Origin of the sequence: Erwinia oleae (assembly GCF_000770305.1) — a bacterium.
In the GTDB taxonomy this organism is placed as follows: domain Bacteria; phylum Pseudomonadota; class Gammaproteobacteria; order Enterobacterales; family Enterobacteriaceae; genus Erwinia; species Erwinia oleae.
On sequence record NZ_JNVB01000032.1, the window covers coordinates 18342 to 38933 of the forward strand.

A 20592-nucleotide genomic window follows, 5' to 3' on the forward strand; every position below is an offset into this window, starting at 1 on the left:
CATAATGCAGCTTATTAAGCTGAGAGCACATCAAAAGATCATTTACTCTGGTATTATTAGTTAATATAGCGCACAACCTACGGCTACGACGCCTTCGGCCGCCGCAGCTGGAAGCGTGACCGCTTCGGGGTGACGCATTTTGTCTGGGACGGCAACCGGCTGCTGAGCGAGGTGCGCGGGTCGCGCAGTTACACGTGGGTGGATGTATGAAGATGAGAGCTTTGTGCCGCTGGCGCAAATCAGCGCGACGGCGGGTGAGCCAGCTGAAACGGCGGATATATGCTGTTATCACACAGACGCGTCGGAGTTGCCGCTGGAGCTGACCCGGGTCAGCGGTGAAGTTGGTAGATATTCCTAAAGAGAAAACTGGCAATCTTCCCTTCTATTTACTAATTGATGAAGAATGGAAATTTTGCGGCGCGTATAAAGTGATTGATAATATAAAATACAATTATATTTTTTATTTTTAAAAAATACATCAGTGATGAGATAAGAATTATTCCATTAGACTTCAATTTTCAGATAAAAATTGATTATGATTCTGGTGACATAAATTTTATATATATTGAATATGAATTTAAATAGCTGTGGTAGATACCGTTGGATTTTTTCCAAATCATAGCGCGCGGCAATCTGCTGACATGTATCGACCAACCAGTTTCGCCGCCCGCTACAGCTACAACGGGCCGTTTTACTGGCAGCCCAGGCTGGCGCGGCAGAAGGCCCGGGCGGCGCTGTTCGGCGGCATGCGCGAATATATCTGTTACCCCGGCGGCTTCCGGCCGCTGGCGCTGCTGACTCAGGACGCGGACGAAAAGCAGAGCTGGCACTATCACTGCGACCCGAACGGCGCACCGGTGCGGCTGACCTCGCCGGCGGGTGAAATCGTCTGGTCAGAGAAAACCGGCGTCAGGGCGAAAAAGGCGCGGCTCACGCCAGCCGCATCGACAATCCGCTGCGCTTCCAGGGGCAATATTTTGACGCCGAAACCGGCCTGCACTATAACCGGTACCGGTACTATGATCCGGCCATAGCGGGCTATATCAGTCAGGATCCGATTGGGCTGGCGGGTGGGTTGAATGTTTACCAGTATGCGCCTAATGCTCAGATGTGGTGTGATCCATTAGGTTTAATTAATGAGTTTGGAATTGCGGGCTACGGAAGCGCTTTACATGTAAAAGACGGACTGACAGCACATGAGTTACTACAAAATGCCTGGTTAAGAAATAATGGTGCAATTTCTGGTAGGATGTCCGGAATTGCGACATCTAACCCGGCAATAGCTTTGCAAGAAAATATGATGCATAAAACGATATCAAAACTGCAAGCGAAGTATGGCCTACATAATCCAAACTTTTTGAAGAGCCAGACTGCGCTACAGAATATCAACATGAATACTGCGATAACTCGTAGAGGCATTTACGAAGATCTCGTAAGTAGTAGGGGATGGGAATCTAAAAATGCTAAATTTTTTGCCACTAAGGTAGCAATGGCTCTTAGAGATGAAGCTATAAACTTCGCCAATGAAAATGGGTTAATAAAATGCAAAAAATGAAACTGTTAGCTACTATTGATAACTTGGATGATGGGAATATCATTGGAAGGATTGGAGGTAACATTCCTGATATATTTCAGGATAAATTAGAGCAGATAAAACTTATGAAGTTCTATTTGACATTCCAGTCTCCTGATAACCCATTAATCTTTGTAACTGTTTTTGTTCCTGAAGACTATGAAGATATGATTAATAACAATATTTATCCAAATTGCTCGGTGAAAGTTTTTTTACATGAACCGTCGAGAGAAAGTAACAATGCGGACTATACTATCGAGCATATTAATAAAAGTAATATTGTAGGTTATAATGAGGCAGGAGATGATGAGTTTGATTTTATTACTAAAGCTAGCGCGCCTTCCTTAGTACAAGATGAAAGCTATTATTACGAGAATCTCGAGAAAGATGGTTTTAATTTCTGGATTCAAATTGATGAAGATTTTTATCCAAATGGTTTAATCGATGGAAACTATATATTCGGATACGGTGCATTGTATTTGTATAGAAAAAACATGGATGAAAAAATTGTGGCAGGTTTTTGGCAATATTCGTAAATATAATAACATTAATAAAATTTAACGATATTAATTTTTAAACATATTTCATTATGTATGCCAATGACGATGTATTAATAATATCTCTCTAAAGTGACGCCGGATGACGTACCGGCAAGCAGCTTTCCGACGCGATGACGCGCAGCTTCAGCTACGATCGGCTGGGGCGACTGACCGGCCAGCAGGTGCTGGAGAATGATTTACCGCTGTTCAGCAGCGGCTTCGTTTATGACCGCGCCGGCAACCTGACGTTGCGCGAGGACAGCCTGTGGGGCGACGATCGCTAGGCTTACGATCCGGTCGGTCGTCTGACCGCCCATACCGCGCCCGATGGCGTGGTGCGCCGTTTCGTGCAGGACGCGACGGGCAGCCATCTGCAAACGGAAACCCGCGGGATGAACGACAGCGCGGACGGCTGCTTCCGTGAAGGCATTCATCACGGCGTGCGCTACGTGTTTGACCGCGCCGGGGAGCTGCGCCAGCGCCGTGACGTACAGAACGGCGGCGGAAAAAAGGATTTTGCTGGAATATGCAAAGACAAAGAGTGGCGGAAGATCACAGGAGTCGAACCTGCCCGGGACCGCTGGCGGCCCCAACTGGATTTGAAGTCCAGCCGCCTCACCGGAGACGACGATCTTCCTTTGGGAAGCGGCGCTGATTATAGCATCGTCGTCGCGCTGAAATCAGCTTTTCTGTCCGATCGCACGCTGCACGGCGGATTGTCCTGCCCGTGTACTATCGTGTCCGTTTTTGGCCTTCTTACCTGCACCCTTCCCTGCGATGCTTGAGTTATCTTAAATCAGGCAGGAGTCCAGAAATGTCCCGTACCGTACTTTTAGTGATTGACGCGCAGCAGTCCTTCTATCATCGTGGCTATCGGGAAACGCCCGAAGCGCCCGCCTTTGAACGCAGCCTCGCGGCGCTGATTGCGGGCTGCCAGACGCGCAACGTGCCGGTGGTCGATGTTTTTCACGTAAACGACAGCGGCCCATTTTCGCTGGCCTCCGGGCTGGTGCAGCGCCTGCCTTTTCTCGACCATCAGCCCGTGAAGAGCGTGCAAAAGCATGTGCACAACGCGTTAACCGAATCGGGTCTTGAACCATGGCTACGGGAGCAGCAAATCGACCATCTGATCATCAGCGGCATCTGTACCGAACAGTGCTGCGAAACCACCGCTCGCGTGGCGTCCGATTCAGGGTTTACGGTGACGTTTGTTACCGAAGCGACGCTGACGTTTCCGATAACGCACAACGGTATTACGCTGAGCGTGGCGGATCTACGTCACCGTACCGAAAGCGTATTAATCAACCGTTTCGCCAGCATTCGCAGCGTGGCGGATTGCCTTAAGGAACTGAGCTGATATGACCTTTCCGGTCTGGTTTTTAACGCTGCCCGGCGTTATGACGCTGGATATCACTGGCCCGGCAGAAACGCTGATGCAGGCAGGCGACGCGTTCAGTTTGCGCTATATTGGCCCGGACGAAAACGTGCTTACCTCCACCAATATGGTTATTGGCCGGGTTGAACCTTTACCGGAGAGCCTGCCCGCCGGCAGCCTGCTGGTGGTGCCGGGCGCGGCAAACTCCGCTATCGCCTTAGCCACGCCGCAGGCCGCCATTGCACGGAACTGGCTGATGCGCCAGCAGCCCGCGATTCACGCGGGAGATGTCACGCTGATCTGCATCTGCTCCGGCACGCTGTTGGCGGCAGAGAGCGGCCTGCTGCATGGCGTGCAGTGCACCACGCACCATAACATTATCGACAGGCTGAAAAAGGCCGAACCGGCAGCGATCGTCAGGGAAAATCGGATATTTATTGAAGATCGCGGTATCTGGTCGAGCGCGGGGATTACCGTCGGCATCGATCTGTCGCTGCACCTTATTCATCGTCTGTGCGGCGCGCAGGCCTCGCTGAGCGTCGCGCGCGAGATGGTGGTGTGGTTCCGCCGCTCCGGCGACGATCCTCAGCTTTCGCCATGGCTGCGCTATCGCAATCATATCAATCCGGCTATCCATCGCACGCAGGATCTGCTGCTGGCGCAGCCGGAGCGGGACTGGCCGTTGGAAGAGGTCGCCCACCGCGTTCACGTCAGCGCGCGACACCTGACGCGGCTTTTTCGCCAGCATCTGGGCATCAGCGTGCGGGAGTACCACGAGCAGCTCAGGCTGGCCATTGCCCGCCAGCGTCTTGAACAGGGAGAAGGCGCAGAGCGGGCCGCGCTGTCGGCGGGATTTTCATCATCACGTCAGCTCAGGCGGGCGCTGGAGCGATGGCACGCCTGAGCTGACAAGGCGCCGCCGTTCATTTCCTTGTTACAGGCGGTGGTTTTTTCGCGTCTTCAGCTCACCAGCCGCCGCGTATCCATTTTCTGTAACGCGACCGATAACAGCAGGCTGCCTGCCAGCGTAATGGCGAAGACCAGCGGGATATCGATCAGCGGGCGGCTGGTATGATCGAGGCCATGCGTGCGCATAAAATGGATAAACAGCGCATGAAAGCCGTAAATCGGCAGGGAATGGCGGGAAATGGTCGCTAAAAACGGTAAAGGCCGCTGATTAATGCAGTTTTTAAACAGGATAAGCAGGCTGACAGCCGCAACAAACACCGCCGGGCCGCAGTAGAGATACCAGGTATCGGCGAAGGCGCCGTTTATCGCCATCTGTTTTTTCGTTCCCAGCGCGATGGCGGCCACACAGGCGATAAACACGACGACAGCCAGCCCGCTTACGCCACGCCAGCGCGTGTTCATCATGCCAATCGCCCGGCCAAACAGCGCATAGAGCACGTAATAAAAACTGTCGCCGCTGATGTAGAGGTTGACAGGCAACCACTGGAACGGGCCGACCGATTTCTCAACGGTGTTCGGGTTTGCCAGCACCGCCAACAGCAGCACAATAATCGCGAGATAGCCCGCACTGACCGGCTTAACCTGAATCAGTGGCGAAAGCAGATAAATGGCGATGATGGCGAAAAAGAACCACAGGTGATAGAACACCGGCTTCTGCAAAAGATGCCTGACAGAAAGGCCCTCGCTGATCGGCGTGAGCCAGGTAATATAGGCCAGCGCCACCGCACTGTAGAACAGCAGGCAGAGCACGATACGCAGAAAATGCCGTCCCTGCGCGCTGCGTTCGCCAAAGAACAGGTAGCCGGAAATCATAAAAAAGATCGGCACGCAGACGCGCGAAGCAGAGTTAAGCAGATTAGAGAGATCCCATGTATGCTCCGCAACCGCCGGGGCGTTCGTCACGTACCAGGTCGTAGTGTGGATCATGATCACCATCAGGCAGGCCACGGCACGTAAATTATCTATCCAGCCAATCTTTTCCGTCATTTTTTCCTCTGTTTCCGTGCCAAAACGCGTAATGAGGTTAACCGCGCCGGACAGGTTCAACAACTTTTCACATCACATTTCGGACAGCGCCTGCCTCGCCAGTACCGCTGTCGGCGAATTGCGCGTATTATTGTTAAAAATCAACTGACGCTACTCCCGATGAAAGATTCCGCCCCGCTGCTCGATAAGCTCAAACAGCATCTCTCCGTAAAAGCGAAAAAGCCGCTTTATCAGCGATTCGCCGCGGTGATTAAAAGCGAAGTGCGCAGCGGCGCGCTCCGTCAGGAAGATATTCTGCCGAGCGAGCGCGAGTTCAGTCAGTATCTGGAAATTTCCCGCATTACCGTGCGTAAAGCGCTGGCCGAGCTGGAGCAGGAAGGCGTGGTGAAACGCGCGCGAGGCTACGGCACGCAAATCGTCAGTCAGATGGAGTATTCGCTCAAAGAGCCAAAGGGTTTCTCGCAGCAGGTGGTGCTTAAAGGGAAAACGCCGGACACGGTGTGGATTAATAAAAGCATTATCCGCTGCACAAAAGAGATCGCGGGCTGGCTGAAGCTGAAACCCGGCAGCGAGGTCTTTCTGCTCAAGCGCATTCGCTACGTGGACGAACAGGCGGTTTCCATTGAAGAGTCCTGGGTACCCGCCGCGCTGATCGCTCACGCGGACGATATCGGTATCTCCCTGTATGACTACTTCCGCCAGCACAACATCACGCCGGTGACGACGCAGAGCCGCGTCAGCGCCCGCATGCCCGATGAAGAGATTCTGGCGCTGATCGCTCTGCCGGATAACGTGCCGGTGCTGGTAATCAGCCAGCTTGCCCTTGACGCGCAGAGCGCGCCGCTGGAGTACAGCATCAGCTACTGCCGCAGCGACATGTACACCTTTATCGCCGGGTAGCGTTACGCCGCCACAGCCCGGCCAGATCTTCTTTTTTCGGCGCGCAGTCCCCGCCGCGATGCGCCACCACGTAAGATGCCACCGCGTTTCCCAGCGTTACCGCCGCCGCCAGCGACCAGCCGGACGCCAGCCCGGCCAGCACGCCGCCCGCGTGGCTGTCGCCCGCGCCAATGGTATCCACCACCTCGGCAGGGAAAGCGGGCGCCCAGCCGGACTCGCTCATCGAAACATAACCCGCGCCTTCGCTGTCCAGCCGCACAATCAGCGGGCTGCTGAAGTGCTCGCGCCAGCAGGCCAGCAGCTCAGCGCCGTCCGCCAGCGCGCCCGGCAGACGTTCGCCAATCAGCGCCGCCTCCTGACGATTCAGCGTCACCACAGGATTCAGCGCCATCAGCCGATGGAAAAACGCGTCGGAGAGATCGGCCAGTCGCGGGCCGAAATCAATAAACAGCCGTACGCCGCGCAGCGTCTCCAGCCAGGCGAGCAGCGTTTCGCCGCTGGCCGCCGTCAGCTGGTAACCGGAAAGGTAAATCCAGCTTCCTGACGGCAGGCTGAGCTGCGCGAGCATCGCGGCATCCCACTGATTTTCCACGCCGCTGACCGAGAGGAAGGTTCGCTCGCCGTCCGGTTCCACCAATGCCAGGCACCAGCCGTTATCGCCTTTGTCGGTGCGCAGCGGCGAATGGATGCCGTACTCCGCCATTTTTTGGGTGATGATTGTGGCCCAGGTGCCCTGCCCGATCGGCAGCGCGTTGGTGGCCTGCACGCCTAAACGATGCAGCGCAATCGCCACGTTGAGCGCGCAGCCGCCCACGTTGACGCCCTGCTGATGCAGTTCGATATCGCTGCCGCGATGAGGCAGCGAATACGCATCGGCGATCACATCAACCACGGCGGCGCCCATCACGCAGACCGCATCGCGCGCGCTCAGCGAATCAGGATCGGGAAGCGTGACCATATGCCTCCTCACGTTGCTGGCGGAACAGCAGAAACGCGCGGCTGTAGCGGCTGAAATCAAGCTGATTCACCGCGTCGAGCTGCGCTTTAAGCTGTGGATCAATCGCGTCCACGCCGTGCAGCGCGCCGCAAATCGCCACCGCCATCGCGCCGATGGTGTCGGTATCGCCGCCCAGGTTGGCGCAAAGAATGGCGCAGCGCGTGGGATCGGTTTTCGCCAGTTCAACCATGGCAATCGCGGCCGGAACGGATTCAATCGTGGCGGTACCTGCGCCGATCAGCTGATAAACCTGCTCCATCGCCTGTTCCACGCCGGCAGCGCGCTCGACGGTGCGCAGCGCCAGTTCAATGCGCGCCGCCATCGACGGGCTGAAAGTGGTAACGCGTTTTTCCTGCGCGGCCTTCGCTATCGCGGGCAGCTGATCCCGGATGCGCGACCAGCTCACGCCCTCCACCGCCAGCGATACCGCCCAGGCAATGGTCGTCGCACCGGCAATAGCCACATCCGCCTTGTGCGTCGGGCTGGAGGCCCGTTCGACGTCGTCGATGAAATCGCTCAGGCTGCACGGCGGCACCAGGCAGCCGAGCGGCGAAATGCGCATCGCCGCGCCGTTGGTCAGGCCATTATTGGCCAGTTCAGCGATCGGCGTGCCGCTCTTCAGCGCGTTAAGCGCGATTTTAGAGGTTGGCCCCAGCACGTTTTTATTGAAGGCGTCGAAGCTTTCCGCCCAGTTCAGAATATTGCGTCCAATCACCTCCGGCTCTATTGCGCCGTCGCAGCTGATAATGGCATCGGCCAGCGCCAGCGCCATTGAGGTGTCATCGGTAAACTCCGCCTCGTTAAAATAGCAGGCCGCGTTGTTCTCCGCCGGGCCGGGCAGAAAGCGATCTATCCAGCCAAAATGCTGCTTCACGCGTGAGCGCGGCCACAGTTCGGAGGGCATGCCCATCGCATCGCCCAGCGCCTGGCCATAAAATGCGCCGAGAATGCGGCTCTCTTTCGTTACTGACATCTCTTTTCCTCTATTTTTCACCGCTGGCTGATGCGGCCAGCGGGCTGAGTTCGTCGCTTTTTTTCCGGCCGTCGCGGAACAGCGCCACGAACGCAATGGTGATAATGATGATCATCACGCTGCCGAACAACCACATGCCCGCCCAGTTAAAGGTCAGGCCGTTTTGCGGCTGCGGATACTGAAACATCTCCTGCATCAGGTAGCCGCCCAGCCGGTAGCCCAGCAGGCTGCCGACGCCCTGACAGGCCAGAGTGATCAGCCCCTGCGCGGCGTTGCGCATCTCCACCGGCGCTTTTTTATCAACATAGATGTAGGCGGTAACGAAGTAGAAGTCGTAGCTGACGCCATGCAGCAGAATGCCCATAAACAGCAGGCCGTAGGTCAAGACGTTCTGGTCGCTGCCAAAGACAAAGAACAGGTAGCGCAGCGCGGCGGTTACCAGCCCCAGCAGCAGCACCTTGCCGATGCCGAAGCGCTTGATAAAGAACGGCAGTGCCAGCAGGAAGAAGATTTCAGAAAGCTGGCCCAGCGTCATCCAGCCGGTAGCGTGCTTCAGCCCGACTTCGCTCAGGAAGCCTTCGGCAAAAATGTAGTAGAAGGCCAGCGGCATGCTGAACAGAAACGAGCTGACAAAAAAGACCAGGAAGCTGCGGTCTTTCAGCAGGTGCAGCGCATCCAGCCCCAGCACCACGCGCAGGTTGAATTTTCCGGTACTTTTCGGCTCCGTTGCCGGCAGCGTCAGCGCAAATACGCCCAGGACGGCGGAACTGCCCGCCCCAACCAGCAGCGGAATATTGCTGGCGGAGATGTCGCCGAAACCGAGCATCGGCGGCAGAAAGCCGCAGACAATACCGGAGGCAATCCAGCCAAGCGTGCCCAGCACGCGGATGCGTGGATAGTCGCGCTCCACGTCGCCAACGTGCGAAAACGCAATGCTGTTGGTCAGCGCGATGGTTGGCATATAAGTCAGCGAATAGAGCAGCATCAGGGCGAAGAATGGCCCGAAGCTCTCCTGCTGCGCGGCGAAATACATCAGCACCGCGCCTGCCAGCATGAGCACCGACAAGACCTTTTGCGCCTGGAAAAAGCGGTCAGTCAGTGAACCGACCAGAATTGGCGACATAATTGCCGCCAGTGAAGTACAGGCGTAACACCAGGCAATTTCGACCGGCGTAAATCCTTTGCTTTGCAGTAAGGCCCACAGCGGAACGAACCACGCTCCCCAGATGAACCATTCGACGAACATCATAAATGACAGGCTGGCTATTTTATTTTTCATTTGGGTGTTCCCCTGGTGTAGGTACGATCAAAGAGTACCTTTACGTAATACCTTTGCAATACCAAAAGCCCGAATTTTAGTGCTGAATCGCTTCTTTACACGGTAAAGCTACATCAGAAGGACATACTACGTCAGAAGAGCGGAGGTGGGCATCGGGCAGAAAGCGGAAGAGAAAATCAGAAGGAAGAAAAAGGTGGCCGGGCCACCTTACGGGTTATCACTCAACGGCGATGGGCTTCTCATCCACGGCCGGCTTTTCATCCCCCTGAAGCTGCTTCACGCGTTGTTCAACTTTCTGCACCGCGCTGGCGTCCTTCAGCAGCGTATAGGTCAGCGTGAATGCTTTGCTTTCGCCGGGTTGTATTTGCTTCACCCGCCCCTGCTCTTTCTCAATCGTCACCGGATAAGCATAGTTGGTGCCTGGCTCAATACCGGTGACGTAGCCCTGCTTCAGGGTGTCGGTATTTTTCCACATTGTCAGCAACGGCAGCTGGTGCGTATCAAACTCGATTGACGCGCCCTTATCACTTTTACTGTTGATCACCGCCGCCAGGGTTTTGCCGTTTTCATCCGCTTTTGGCACCAGATTGAACACCATTTCATCGAAATCTTTGGTGGGCGCGGCGTAAACGTTCCAGTCATTCAGCCCTTTTTTCGCGTAGTCGTTAAAGGGCGAAACCGATTTTAACGGCGCAATGAAACGGGCATTTTTTTCAAGGATCGGCGTACTAAAGTTGCTGTGATAGATGATCTGATAGTCGTGCGGGTAGTCCGCGCGGTTTGTCAGCACATCGTGAATCGTGAAGGCGTCCGCGCCCGGTACATAGCGCAGCTCCGTCCACGTTTCCAGGTTGGCTTTTTTAAAGGTATTCTCTTTTAACAAACCACGGATGCGGATTTCATGAGGCGCCTTGTCATCAATCGACACCTCCACTTTCGATGCGGGTGTGTTGCCTGCCTTGCCGTGCAACGTGTAGATTACGCCGTCTTTGGTCACCGGGTGACCCGTCCATTCATAACCGCAGCGCACCATCATCTCATTGAAGCCTTCCAGCCAGCCCAGGCCGTTGCGGCTTTCAAGATTGATATAAGCCGGATTGACCACCTCATTGACCGGCGAATCCCAGCCCAGCCGCACGCCATGACCGCTAACGTGCAGCAGATCCATCCCGCGCGTTGGGCTCAGCGCGATAGTTAGCCCATTCTGGCTGACGATCGTCAGCACCTTGCTGCCCTCCTGTTTACCGCCGTGCAGGATTTTTTGCTCAATGCTGAAGCTTTCACCTGACAGCTTCAGCGCTTTACTGCTGGTCTGCCAGTTTCCTTGCTCCGTGCCGCTTTCAGCATCGGTCAGCACCCAGTTTTGGGCCATCGTCTGCCCGCTGATGGTCAGTAAAACAGCCCCTGCTATTACGCTTTTTTTCATCATTTTCGTCCTGTAGCTGAATTGATTTAGCTTGCGGGAAGAAAGAGTACAAATACGGTTTAAATTAAAATGTGACAGCTATCACCCGCACGATTATTTGGCTGTTTCAATCAGGAAAACCGGCTGTCGCGCACTAAAATTTGTCTTACGTAAAAATTTTTCAAAAAAATATGTGACTCAAATCGGTAAAATGAGCGTTTTGCTTAAAACGATTCAGCCTGGCGTCGTGCCCCCTTCTGACCAAACATCGGGCTGACTAACGCACGGTCAGAGGGTATACTGACGCCCACTTTTTATAACTACTCGTATCGCGTGCGGATCCAACATGCAAAAGTTTGATACCAAGACCTTTCAGGGACTGATCCTGACCTTACAGGATTACTGGGCACGCCAGGGTTGCACCATCGTGCAGCCGCTGGATATGGAAGTGGGTGCGGGAACCTCTCACCCGATGACCTGCCTGCGCGCACTTGGCCCGGAGCCTGTCGCCGCCGCCTATGTGCAGCCTTCCCGCCGACCGACCGACGGCCGCTACGGCGAAAACCCCAACCGCCTTCAGCACTATTACCAGTTTCAGGTGATCATCAAGCCGTCGCCGGACAATATTCAGGAGCTTTACCTTGGCTCGCTGAAAGAGCTGGGGCTCGATCCTGGCATTCACGATATTCGCTTTGTAGAAGACAACTGGGAAAACCCGACGCTGGGTGCCTGGGGTCTGGGCTGGGAAGTGTGGCTGAACGGCATGGAAGTGACGCAGTTCACCTATTTCCAGCAGGTTGGCGGCCTGGAGTGCAAGCCGGTGACCGGCGAGATTACCTACGGTCTGGAGCGCCTGGCGATGTACATCCAGGGCGTGGACAGCGTCTACGATCTGATCTGGAGCGACGGCCCGCTGGGTAAAACCACCTACGGCGACGTGTTCCATCAGAACGAGGTCGAGCAGTCTACCTATAACTTCGAACATGCCGACGTCGATTTCCTCTTCATCTGCTTTGAGCAGTATGAGAAAGAGGCGCAGCACCTGCTGGCGCTGGAAAAACCGCTGCCGCTGCCCGCTTACGAGCGCATTTTGAAGGCGGGCCATACCTTTAACCTGCTTGACGCGCGCAAAGCGATCTCGGTAACCGAGCGTCAGCGCTATATTCTGCGTATTCGTACCCTGACCAAAGCCGTGGCGGAAGCCTACTATGCGTCTCGCGAGGCGCTGGGCTTCCCAATGTGCAATAACAAGAAATAAGAGGCAGCCATGACTGATAAAACTTTTCTGGTGGAAATCGGCACCGAAGAGCTGCCGCCGAAGGCGCTACGCAGCCTGGCCGAATCTTTTGCCGCCAACTTTACCGCCGAACTGGATGCTGCGGGCCTGACGCATGGCGACGTTCGCTGGTATGCCGCGCCGCGCCGCCTGGCGCTGAAGGTTGCCGACCTGAGCGACGCACAGCCCGATCGCACCGTTGAAAAACGCGGCCCGGCGGTTTCCGCCGCCTTTGACGCCAGCGGCGCGGCAACTAAAGCCGCTGAAGGCTGGGCGCGCGGCTGCGGTATCACCGCCGATCAGGCCGACCGCCTGAAAACCGACAAAGGCGAGTGGCTGGTGTATCGCGCGAACGTGAAAGGCGAAAGCGCGCGTTCATTGCTGCCCGCGATGGTCAGCACCGCGCTGGCGAAACTGCCGATCCCAAAACTGATGCGCTGGGGCGATTCGGACGTGCAGTTCGTGCGGCCGGTGCATACCGTTACGCTGCTGCTCGGTGACGAAAGCATTCCTGCCACCATTCTGGGTATTGACTCTGCGCGCACGATCCGCGGCCACCGCTTTATGGGCGAGCCGGAATTCACCATCGACAGCGCGGATCACTATCCGCAGATCCTGCTGGAACGCGGCAAGGTTCAGGCCGATTTTGACGCGCGTAAAGCGCAGATCAAAGCGGATGCCGAAGCCGCAGCACGAAAAATTGGCGGCATCGCCGATCTGAGTGACAGCCTGCTGGAGGAAGTGGCCTCGCTGGTGGAGTGGCCGGTGGTGTTGACCGCCACTTTTGAGGAGAAGTTCCTGGCCGTGCCGGCGGAAGCGCTGGTATATACCATGAAGGGCGATCAGAAATACTTTCCGGTTTATGACACCGCGGGCAAGCTGCTGCCACACTTCATTTTTGTCACTAATATCGAATCAAAAGATCCACAGCAGATTATCGACGGTAACGAAAAAGTGGTGCGTCCGCGCCTCGCCGACGCAGAATTCTTCTTCAATACCGACCGTAAAAAACGTCTGGAAGATCACCTGCCGCGTCTGGAAACCGTCCTGTTTCAGAAAGAGCTGGGCACGCTGCGCGATAAAACCGACCGCATTCAGGCGCTGGCTGGCTGGATTGCTGGCGAGATTGGTGCCGACGTCAATCACGCTACCCGCGCGGGTCTGCTTTCTAAGTGCGACCTGATGACCAACATGGTATTTGAGTTTACCGACACCCAGGGCGTGATGGGCATGCACTATGCGCGCCACGACGGCGAAGCGGAGGATGTGGCCGTGGCGCTGAACGAGCAGTATCAGCCGCGTTTTGCCGGCGACGATCTGCCGTCCAATCCGGTGGCCTGTGCACTGGCTATCGCCGACAAGATGGACACCCTGGCCGGAATTTTCGGTATCGGTCAACATCCGAAAGGCGATAAAGACCCGTTTGCGCTGCGCCGCGCCGCGCTGGGCGTGTTACGCATTATCGTTGAGAAGAACCTGCCGCTCGATCTGCAAACCCTTACCGGGGAAGCGGTTCGACTGTACGGCAGCAAGCTGAGCAACGGCAAGGTTGTTGATGAGGTGATCGATTTCATGCTTGGCCGCTTCCGTACCTGGTATCAGGAAGAGGGGCACAGCGTGGATACGCTTCAGGCCGTGCTGGCCCGTCGTCCGACGCGCCCGGCGGATTTCGACGCCCGCATGAAGGCCGTGTCGCACTTCCGTACGCTCGACGACGCCACCGCCCTGGCGGCGGCGAACAAGCGCGTTTCCAACATTCTGGCGAAATCAACCGAACCGCTGAACGACAGCGTGCAGGCGTCGCTGCTGAAAGAGAACGAAGAGATCAAACTGGCGACCTACGTCTCCGCGCTCAGCAGCAAACTCGCACCGTATTACGCTGAAGGCCGTTATCAGGAAGCGCTGAGCGAACTGGCGCAGCTGCGTACCGCCGTTGATGATTTTTTTGAGAAAGTGATGGTGAATGCGGAAGACAGCGAGGTGAGAATTAACCGCCTGACGCTGCTGTCGAAGCTGCGCGCGCTGTTTTTGCAGGTGGCGGATATTTCACTGCTGCAATAACGCAGTGAACGCCTGTAAACACAAAACCCGCCGTCTGGCGGGTTTTTTATCGCTTGCCGTTTCGATTGGGCTGGCGACGGCCAGTTAGTGGGAGATCTGCGCCAGTTCATCTTCCGTAAGGCCCGTCATTTTCATGATGACATGACGATCAAGGCCGTTCAGCATCATGGAACGTGCGATTTTCAACGCTTCCTGTTTGCGGCCTTTTTCAATACCCTGCTCAATGCCCTGCTCAAGGCCCTGTTTAAGTCCTTTTTCGATGCCCTTCTGTTCCAGTTGCTGTGCGATGGTCATCAGTTCGTCCTCATGTTGTGGCACACGCTGCGCCAGGTCATGTACAAAGGCTTTGGCGTCTGTCGCTTCGCCAGCCAGTATGAGGTAGTTTATCAGCGAAATCAGCTGCTGTCCTGTGAGGTGTTCAGCCAGTAAAAGCGTTGACAGCCTGTCCAGGAGCTCTGCAAGATCGCGTTGGTGAATGTGCTTTTGCAACAGGGTAAGTACCGCCATGCTGCGGTGATGCATGATGTCGTCGTCAGGAATAACCGTTACGTCTACCAGCGGAAAGTCGTGGCTATAAAGTCTGGCAGCCAGCGCCGGCTCATCAAAGTTATTCAGCCAGTTGGTGGTATAGGGATAAGGGCTGCGTTTGCCGTTATAGAATAATACGGGAATGACCAGCGGCAGCTTTTTATGCCCGGCATCAAGGTGGCGCTGCATGGCTGCCACCGCATAGCGTAAAAGCCTGAAGGCCATATGCCTTTCAGGCGTGCTTTGATGCTCAATGAGCACATGGATATAGCCGTCTCCGCCCGCCGTTTTCAGGCTGTAAAGCACATCGCTGTAATAAGGACGAAGGCTCTCTTCTATAAAACTTCCGGATTCCAGCTTTAACGTATCAAGATCGCACAGCGCCCGCAGTGTCTCTGGCAGATGAAGATTCATAAAGTCCCGGGCAGTCTCAGGATGCGTTAAAAACTGTTTGAATACCGCATCGTGCGGCGTTGGCGTGGCATTTTTCCTTTCAGGCATTTTCCGTTGCCTCCCTGGCAAGCGCGCTGTGTCATCGCATCATATAATAAGCTCTGTCCGCCTGAACAGACAGTTGGGGCGGGAATGGCTATGCAGATTAACAAGCGGCAGGAAAAGTATCGACGACTAAAAACACAAAACCCGCCATCAGGCGGGTTTGATTTTATGCCAGCAGCTCACGGCTGAGGCAGGGATTCATCTGGATTAACTGCATTAACTTCTGCGCGCTGCGTGAAGGGCGGGTACGCTTCGCTTCCCAGCTCTTCACCGAAGAAACACTGACGCCCATTGCCAGGGCAAACTCATCAATTTCCATACCGGTAATTTCGCGGATGCGCTTCGGTTCGTGAACAACCACATCATCTTTAAGTGCCGGGGCCGCCTGAATAACTTCACGCGTCAGGATAATGTGTTCCAGGCTGGACAGCAGCTCGGACATTGGATCTTTGGTTTCCATATAGCACTCCTCATAAAAATCACAAATGTGAACAACCAGAGGGAGAACCTGACACTCAGGCTCATAATGCTGGCAGACTTCGGCCGCTGAGAAGCTCTTGCAAAAAGGTCAGAGAGACAGCGCAGGAAACGCCAGGGATCTAAGTTATAGATCAAACTTTGCGCTTTGCGACATATTTTTTGAATCTTTTTCGATCTTGCTTCTGGCGGGTGAAGAGCGCCCTTTCGGTCATGCTTATTGTAAGTATAGCCAGCCCGGCGCTGAAAGGGAGAGGGTGATAAATTTTCAGCATCGGCGACCCTGAAAATCGGCATCATTAACACGCCGGACGCCGTTTTTTCATATTCTTAATGAACGCGTTAAACTATTCTGTATTCGCGGCGTGGGCCGCTGCGTTAACTGCATTTTTATTAACAGGAGTTATTTCTCATGATGACAGGAATTTCTCGCGGCTGGACGCGCGTGCTGGCTCCCTTTGTGGCGCTGATTCTGGTCTTTCAACTGGCGGGCTGCGGTGATAATGAAGCCGATCAGCGCAAAGCCTTTATCGATTTTCTGCAAAACACCGTTATGCGCAGCGGCGAACATTTGCCGAATCTGAGTGAAGATCAAAAGAAAAATTTTGGTCATTACGTCAATGACTACGCCATCATTTATGGCTTTTCGCAGCAGATTAACCGGGCGGTGGATTCAGGTATGAAACCGGTGGTGGATGCGCTGTCGACCATCCGCACACCGCAGGACTATCTTACTCAGCGCGATGTGCTTCGTCAGGCCAGTGGTTCGCTTGGCGTGCTGACGCAGCAGATTCAGGCGGCGAAAACGCAGGCGGACGGCAGCAAAGCGGGACTGAAACAGCCAGACGATCTGAAAACCGTTTACAATAACGTCTATAACAACGTCGTGACGCAACCAGCTTCCGCGCTGATTACCACGCTGCCTGCTCTGCAAACGCTGAGCCAGGACGCGGTGCAGGCCGGTGACTTCTTGCAGCAGCAGGGCGCACAGGTAACGTTTAACGGCCCGCAGGTGCAGTTTCCGACGCAGCAACAGGCCACCCAGTACAACGTATTAATGAATAATCTTTCCGCGAATGTGCCTGCATTAAGCCAGGCGCAGCGCGCGCTTCAGGGCGAGTTCCGTTAACCTGCCCGCTCTAAAGGCAGCCGAGCCTGCGTAACTTTGTTACACCGCTCGCTGCCTTTCCCTTCTTAAGGCCGACTGCCCGGCATCTTATCGTTAAAAAATTGTGATCTTATTCACATTTTTACTATAAACACTTCATTTAGAATTGTGACCCAAATCACGTACAAGGCGTTGAATTGGTTATTAATTCGCCTTTGTCTTTTTTTTACACGCTATAAATGTGATCGCCGTCACTAAATAACCCCCTCACCGACCGGCTATTAGGTGATATACGTCACATTTTTAAGCGTGACTACGCAGCGTCATATTCGCGTGGTAGAGTCCGCGTGCATACAGTAATACGGATGGTTTTTACCGTCAGCGTTCAAACAATAAATCAGCGCGCTCTCTTATTTTTAGCGCGTGTCAAATAAGGGGTGTGTTTTTATGTCCTCATCAGATATCAAGATCAGGGTTCAAAGCTTTGGTCGCTTTCTGAGTAACATGGTGATGCCAAATATCGGGGCGTTTATCGCCTGGGGTATTATCACCGCGCTGTTTATTCCTACCGGCTGGCTGCCGAACGAAACGCTGGCCAAGCTGGTCGCGCCAATGATCACCTACCTGCTGCCTTTACTGATCGGTTATACCGGCGGCCGTCTGGTTGGCGGCGATCGCGGCGGCGTGGTGGGCGCAATCACCACGATGGGCGTGATCGTGGGCGCTGATATGCCCATGTTCCTTGGCTCAATGATCGCCGGGCCGCTGGGCGGCTGGGCCATTAAAGCCTTCGACCGCGTGATCGACGGTAAAATCAAAAGCGGCTTTGAGATGCTGGTTAACAACTTCTCAGCCGGTATTATCGGTATGCTGATGGCGATCCTCGCCTTCCTGGCTATCGGCCCGCTGGTGGAAGGTCTGTCGCATATTCTGGCGGCTGGCGTAAACCTGATGGTGCAGAACAACCTGCTGCCGTTGACCTCGATCTTCGTTGAACCGGCGAAAATTCTGTTCCTGAATAACGCCATCAACCACGGTATCTTCTCGCCACTGGGTATCCAGCAGGCCAGTGAAGCCGGCAAGTCTATTTTCTTCCTGATTGAAGCGAACCCCGGTCCGGGCATGGGCGTGCTGATGGCCTACATGTTTTTTGGTCGCGGCAACGCGCGTCAGTCTGCGGGCGGTGCGGCCATCATCCACTTCCTGGGCGGCATCCACGAAATTTACTTCCCGTATGTGCTGATGAACCCACGTCTGCTGATCGCGGTGATCCTCGGCGGCATGACCGGCGTATTCACCCTGACGCTGCTGAACGGCGGTCTGGTATCACCTGCTTCGCCTGGTTCGATCCTGGCCGTGCTGGCAATGACGCCAAAAGGCGCCTACTTCGCCAATATTGCAGCCATCGTGGCGGCGTTTGCGGTTTCCTTTGTGGTTTCGGCCATTTTGCTGAAAACCAGCAAGGTGAAAGAAGAGGACGATATCGAAGCAGCGGCGCGTCGCGTGAGCGATATGAAAGCCAAATCGAAAGGCCAGACCGGTACGGCGCCCGTTGCCGCCGCAGACGGCATGAACGGCGACCTGAGCCACGTGCGCAAAGTTATCGTTGCCTGCGATGCCGGTATGGGCTCCAGCGCAATGGGCGCAGGCGTGCTGCGTAAAAAAGTGAATGATGCAGGCCTGACCAACATTTCTGTGACCAACACCGCCATCAACAATTTGCCTGGCGATGTGGACCTGGTGATCACGCACCGCGATCTGACCGAACGCGCAATGCGTCAGGCACCTCACGCGCAGCACATCTCGCTGACCAACTTCCTCGACAGCGGTCTCTACACCGATCTGACCGCGCGTCTGGTGGAAGCGAACCGCAGCGCTGGCCATCGCGAAAAAGTCACCGCCACGCTGAACGACAGCTATGACAACAGCCAGGAACACCTGTTTAAACTGAGCGCCAGCAACGTATTCCTCGGCAATCATGCTACCGATAAAGAGCAGGCCATTCGTTTTGCCGGTGAGCAGCTGGTTAAAGGCGGCTACGTTGAGCCAGCGTATGTGGAAGCCATGCTGGATCGCGAGAAGCTGACGTCAACTTACCTGGGTGAATCTATCGCTGTGCCGCACGGCACCATTGAAGCAAAAGATCGCGTGCTGAAGACCGGCGTGGTGTTCTGCCAGTATCCGGAAGGCGTACGCTTCGGTGACGAAGAGGACGACATTGCCCGCCTGGTAATCGGTATCGCCGCCCGCAATAACGAGCACATTCAGGTGATCACCAGCCTGACTAACGCGCTTGATGACGACAGCGTTATCGCTCGTCTGGCAACGACCACCGACGTGCAGGAAGTGTTGGACCTGCTCTCCGGCAAACAGCCAGCGTAACGCAAGGTTATTGACCCACAGGGCCGGGGATGCCCGGCCTTTTTTTCGGGTCGGGTTTGTCCGGCCCTCGATCGTTAATAAGGGAAAGTTTATGAAAGCATTACATTTTGGCGCCGGTAACATCGGCCGCGGTTTTATCGGCAAACTCCTGGCCGATGCGGGCATTCAACTGACCTTCGCCGATGTGAATCAGGTGGTTCTCGACGCGCTGAATGCCCGTCACGAATACCCGGTGCGCGTGGTGGGCGAGCAGGCTCAGGTTGAAACGGTTAAAGGCGTTAACGCCGTGAGCAGCGCCAGCGATGACATCATTCCGCTGATTGCCGACGTTGATATCGTTACCACGGCGGTTGGCCCGCAGATCCTCGAGCGCATCGCTGGCGGCATCGCGAAAGGCTTAGCCAAACGCAGTGATAGCGGTAACACTCGCCCACTGAATATCATTGCCTGTGAAAACATGGTGCGCGGCACCACGCAATTAAAAGGTTTTGTGCTGAAGGCGCTGCCTGAACAGTATCACGCCTGGGTTGAGGCCAACGTCGGCTTCGTGGACTCCGCCGTTGACCGCATCGTACCGCCTTCCGAAGCGGGCACCACCGACCCGCTGGAGGTTACCGTAGAAACCTTCAGCGAGTGGATCGTCGATAAAACACAGTTTAAAGGTGAGCTGCCGAACATTCCCGGCATGGAACTCACCGATAACCTGATGGCGTTTGTTGAGCGCAAGCTGTTCACCCTGAATACCGGCCACGCCATCACCGCCTACCTGGGTCAGTTAGCGGGCCATAAAACCATTCGCGAAGCGATCCTCGATGAGAAAGTGCGCGCGGTGGTGAAAGGGGCGATGGAAGAGAGCGGCGCGGTGCTGATCAAGCGCTACGGCTTTGACGCCGACAAGCATGCGGCCTATATCCAGAAAATCCTCGGCCGTTTTGAGAACCCGTATCTGAAAGATGACGTGGAGCGCGTGGGTCGTCAGCCGCTGCGTAAGCTGAGTGCGGGCGATCGCCTGATCAAGCCCACGCTGGGCACGCTGGAGTACGCGCTGCCGCATGACAACCTGGTTACCGGCATTGCCGCCGCCATGCACTATCGCAGCGAGCAGGATCCGCAGGCGCAGGAGCTGGTGGATCTGCTGTCACGCCTTGGCGTGCAGGATACGCTGGCGCAGGTGTCCGGGCTTGATGCCAACAGCGATACCGTTGCTGCGGTAGTGAAGGCATACGACGCTATGGCATAATGCCAGGCTCAACGGACGAGCAGAG

Annotated in this window: 17 protein-coding genes, 1 tRNA gene and 2 pseudogenes; 12 read left to right on the forward strand and 8 right to left on the reverse strand. The window is 55.3% G+C overall.

Annotated elements, in window-relative coordinates; all coding sequences use genetic code 11:
- Positions 1–69: 69 nt before the first annotated feature.
- The 4 genes and pseudogenes from GS12_RS25300 to GS12_RS25305 all read left to right on the forward strand — a co-directional run.
- A pseudogene (locus GS12_RS25300) lies at positions 70–343 on the forward strand (hypothetical protein); the annotation flags it as partial.
- A gap of 361 nt (positions 344–704) precedes the next feature.
- Positions 705–1132: pseudogene (locus GS12_RS24315) on the forward strand (RHS repeat domain-containing protein); the annotation flags it as partial.
- 410 nt (positions 1133–1542) lie between these two features.
- Positions 1543–2109 (forward strand): hypothetical protein, encoded by a 567-nt coding sequence (locus GS12_RS11920; protein WP_200884519.1) that lies wholly within the window; start codon positions 1543–1545, stop codon positions 2107–2109.
- A 134-nt stretch (positions 2110–2243) separates the two neighbouring features.
- Positions 2244–2396: a hypothetical protein gene (locus GS12_RS25305; RefSeq protein WP_160279915.1), complete on the forward strand. Its 153-nt coding sequence runs from the start codon at positions 2244–2246 to the stop codon at positions 2394–2396.
- Positions 2397–2654: 258 nt separating this feature from the next.
- Here GS12_RS25305 and GS12_RS11925 read toward each other — a convergent pair.
- Positions 2655–2749: transfer RNA gene (locus GS12_RS11925), tRNA-Sec, on the reverse strand.
- Between the two features lie 177 nt (positions 2750–2926).
- Between GS12_RS11925 and GS12_RS11930 the strand changes: the two genes are divergently transcribed.
- Both GS12_RS11930 and GS12_RS11935 read left to right on the forward strand, forming a co-directional pair.
- The gene (locus GS12_RS11930) at positions 2927–3469 is read left to right on the forward strand and encodes a cysteine hydrolase family protein (RefSeq protein WP_034947199.1); all 543 of its coding nucleotides are present in this window, start codon (positions 2927–2929) and stop codon (positions 3467–3469) included.
- Position 3470: 1 nt separating this feature from the next.
- Positions 3471–4391, forward strand: coding sequence for a GlxA family transcriptional regulator (locus GS12_RS11935; protein WP_034947201.1), 921 nt, complete (start codon positions 3471–3473; stop codon positions 4389–4391).
- Positions 4392–4447: 56 nt separating this feature from the next.
- Here the strand turns inward: GS12_RS11935 and GS12_RS11940 are convergent, their stop codons facing one another.
- Positions 4448–5443, reverse strand: a complete 996-nt coding sequence (locus GS12_RS11940) for an acyltransferase (protein WP_034947254.1) — start codon at positions 5441–5443, stop codon at positions 4448–4450.
- Between the two features lie 159 nt (positions 5444–5602).
- On the opposite strand from GS12_RS11940, the gene GS12_RS11945 reads away from it, so the two are divergent.
- Positions 5603–6343, forward strand: a complete 741-nt coding sequence (locus tag GS12_RS11945) for a GntR family transcriptional regulator (RefSeq protein WP_034947204.1) — start codon at positions 5603–5605, stop codon at positions 6341–6343.
- Here GS12_RS11945 and GS12_RS11950 read toward each other — a convergent pair.
- The 4 genes from GS12_RS11950 to GS12_RS11965 form a co-directional block, all read right to left on the reverse strand.
- Positions 6330–7301 carry a PfkB family carbohydrate kinase gene (locus GS12_RS11950; RefSeq protein ID WP_034947207.1) on the reverse strand — a complete coding sequence of 324 codons (972 nt, stop codon included), beginning with the start codon at positions 7299–7301 and terminating at the stop codon, positions 6330–6332. The genes GS12_RS11945 and GS12_RS11950 overlap by 14 nt on opposite strands.
- Entirely contained in the window at positions 7279–8313 is a 1035-nt protein-coding gene (locus tag GS12_RS11955) for an ADP-ribosylglycohydrolase family protein (RefSeq protein ID WP_034947210.1), read from the reverse strand. Before GS12_RS11955 ends, GS12_RS11950 begins: the two co-directional genes overlap by 23 nt.
- Before the next feature lie 10 nt (positions 8314–8323).
- A complete protein-coding gene (locus GS12_RS11960; protein WP_034947213.1) occupies positions 8324–9592 on the reverse strand; it encodes a nucleoside permease in 1269 nt (422 codons plus the stop codon).
- A gap of 217 nt (positions 9593–9809) precedes the next feature.
- The gene (locus tag GS12_RS11965) at positions 9810–11018 is read right to left on the reverse strand and encodes an aldose 1-epimerase family protein (RefSeq protein WP_034947216.1); all 1209 of its coding nucleotides are present in this window, start codon (positions 11016–11018) and stop codon (positions 9810–9812) included.
- Between the two features lie 325 nt (positions 11019–11343).
- Here GS12_RS11965 and glyQ point away from each other — a divergent pair, with 325 nt between their 5' ends.
- Positions 11344–12255, forward strand: a complete 912-nt coding sequence (glyQ, locus tag GS12_RS11970; RefSeq protein WP_034947219.1) for a glycine--tRNA ligase subunit alpha — start codon at positions 11344–11346, stop codon at positions 12253–12255.
- Positions 12256–12264: 9 nt separating this feature from the next.
- Positions 12265–14334, forward strand: a complete 2070-nt coding sequence (glyS, locus tag GS12_RS11975) for a glycine--tRNA ligase subunit beta (protein WP_034947222.1) — start codon at positions 12265–12267, stop codon at positions 14332–14334.
- A gap of 84 nt (positions 14335–14418) precedes the next feature.
- On the opposite strand, the gene GS12_RS11980 is transcribed toward glyS, so the two are convergent.
- Complete coding sequence (locus tag GS12_RS11980; protein ID WP_034947225.1) at positions 14419–15363, reverse strand: Rpn family recombination-promoting nuclease/putative transposase; 945 nt, start codon at positions 15361–15363, stop codon at positions 14419–14421.
- Between the two features lie 163 nt (positions 15364–15526).
- The gene (locus tag GS12_RS11985; protein WP_034918053.1) at positions 15527–15820 is read right to left on the reverse strand and encodes an HTH-type transcriptional regulator; all 294 of its coding nucleotides are present in this window, start codon (positions 15818–15820) and stop codon (positions 15527–15529) included.
- Positions 15821–16249: 429 nt separating this feature from the next.
- Here GS12_RS11985 and GS12_RS11990 point away from each other — a divergent pair, with 429 nt between their 5' ends.
- The 3 genes from GS12_RS11990 to mtlD all read left to right on the forward strand — a co-directional run bounded on the left by GS12_RS11990 (position 16250) and on the right by mtlD (position 20567).
- Complete coding sequence (locus GS12_RS11990; protein ID WP_034947228.1) at positions 16250–16966, forward strand: DUF3053 domain-containing protein; 717 nt, start codon at positions 16250–16252, stop codon at positions 16964–16966.
- Positions 16967–17392: 426 nt separating this feature from the next.
- On the forward strand, positions 17393–19327 hold the full coding sequence (locus GS12_RS11995; RefSeq protein ID WP_034947230.1) for a PTS mannitol transporter subunit IICBA: 1935 nt from the start codon (positions 17393–17395) through the stop codon (positions 19325–19327).
- Positions 19328–19418: 91 nt separating this feature from the next.
- Positions 19419–20567: a mannitol-1-phosphate 5-dehydrogenase gene (mtlD, locus tag GS12_RS12000; RefSeq protein ID WP_034918057.1), complete on the forward strand. Its 1149-nt coding sequence runs from the start codon at positions 19419–19421 to the stop codon at positions 20565–20567.
- The last annotated feature ends 25 nt before the right edge of the window (positions 20568–20592 follow it).

What these genes read in the sequence shown, in the direction of transcription:
- GS12_RS11940 (WP_034947254.1), bottom strand. Translation starts at nt 5,443, where the DNA reads ATGACGGAAAAGATTGGCTGGATAGATAATTTACGTGCCGTGGCCTGC.
- GS12_RS11965 (WP_034947216.1), bottom strand. Translation starts at nt 11,018, where the DNA reads ATGAAAAAAAGCGTAATAGCAGGGGCTGTTTTACTGACCATCAGCGGG.
- GS12_RS11955 (WP_034947210.1), bottom strand. Translation starts at nt 8,313, where the DNA reads ATGTCAGTAACGAAAGAGAGCCGCATTCTCGGCGCATTTTATGGCCAG.
- GS12_RS11950 (WP_034947207.1), bottom strand. Translation starts at nt 7,301, where the DNA reads ATGGTCACGCTTCCCGATCCTGATTCGCTGAGCGCGCGCGATGCGGTC.
- GS12_RS11995 (WP_034947230.1), top strand. Translation starts at nt 17,393, where the DNA reads ATGTCCTCATCAGATATCAAGATCAGGGTTCAAAGCTTTGGTCGCTTT.
- GS12_RS11985 (WP_034918053.1), bottom strand. Translation starts at nt 15,820, where the DNA reads ATGGAAACCAAAGATCCAATGTCCGAGCTGCTGTCCAGCCTGGAACAC.
- GS12_RS11935 (WP_034947201.1), top strand. Translation starts at nt 3,471, where the DNA reads ATGACCTTTCCGGTCTGGTTTTTAACGCTGCCCGGCGTTATGACGCTG.
- GS12_RS11945 (WP_034947204.1), top strand. Translation starts at nt 5,603, where the DNA reads ATGAAAGATTCCGCCCCGCTGCTCGATAAGCTCAAACAGCATCTCTCC.
- GS12_RS11990 (WP_034947228.1), top strand. Translation starts at nt 16,250, where the DNA reads ATGATGACAGGAATTTCTCGCGGCTGGACGCGCGTGCTGGCTCCCTTT.
- mtlD (WP_034918057.1), top strand. Translation starts at nt 19,419, where the DNA reads ATGAAAGCATTACATTTTGGCGCCGGTAACATCGGCCGCGGTTTTATC.
- GS12_RS11930 (WP_034947199.1), top strand. Translation starts at nt 2,927, where the DNA reads ATGTCCCGTACCGTACTTTTAGTGATTGACGCGCAGCAGTCCTTCTAT.
- glyS (WP_034947222.1), top strand. Translation starts at nt 12,265, where the DNA reads ATGACTGATAAAACTTTTCTGGTGGAAATCGGCACCGAAGAGCTGCCG.
- GS12_RS11920 (WP_200884519.1), top strand. Translation starts at nt 1,543, where the DNA reads ATGCAAAAAATGAAACTGTTAGCTACTATTGATAACTTGGATGATGGG.
- GS12_RS11980 (WP_034947225.1), bottom strand. Translation starts at nt 15,363, where the DNA reads ATGCCTGAAAGGAAAAATGCCACGCCAACGCCGCACGATGCGGTATTC.
- GS12_RS11960 (WP_034947213.1), bottom strand. Translation starts at nt 9,592, where the DNA reads ATGAAAAATAAAATAGCCAGCCTGTCATTTATGATGTTCGTCGAATGG.
- glyQ (WP_034947219.1), top strand. Translation starts at nt 11,344, where the DNA reads ATGCAAAAGTTTGATACCAAGACCTTTCAGGGACTGATCCTGACCTTA.
- GS12_RS25305 (WP_160279915.1), top strand. Translation starts at nt 2,244, where the DNA reads ATGACGCGCAGCTTCAGCTACGATCGGCTGGGGCGACTGACCGGCCAG.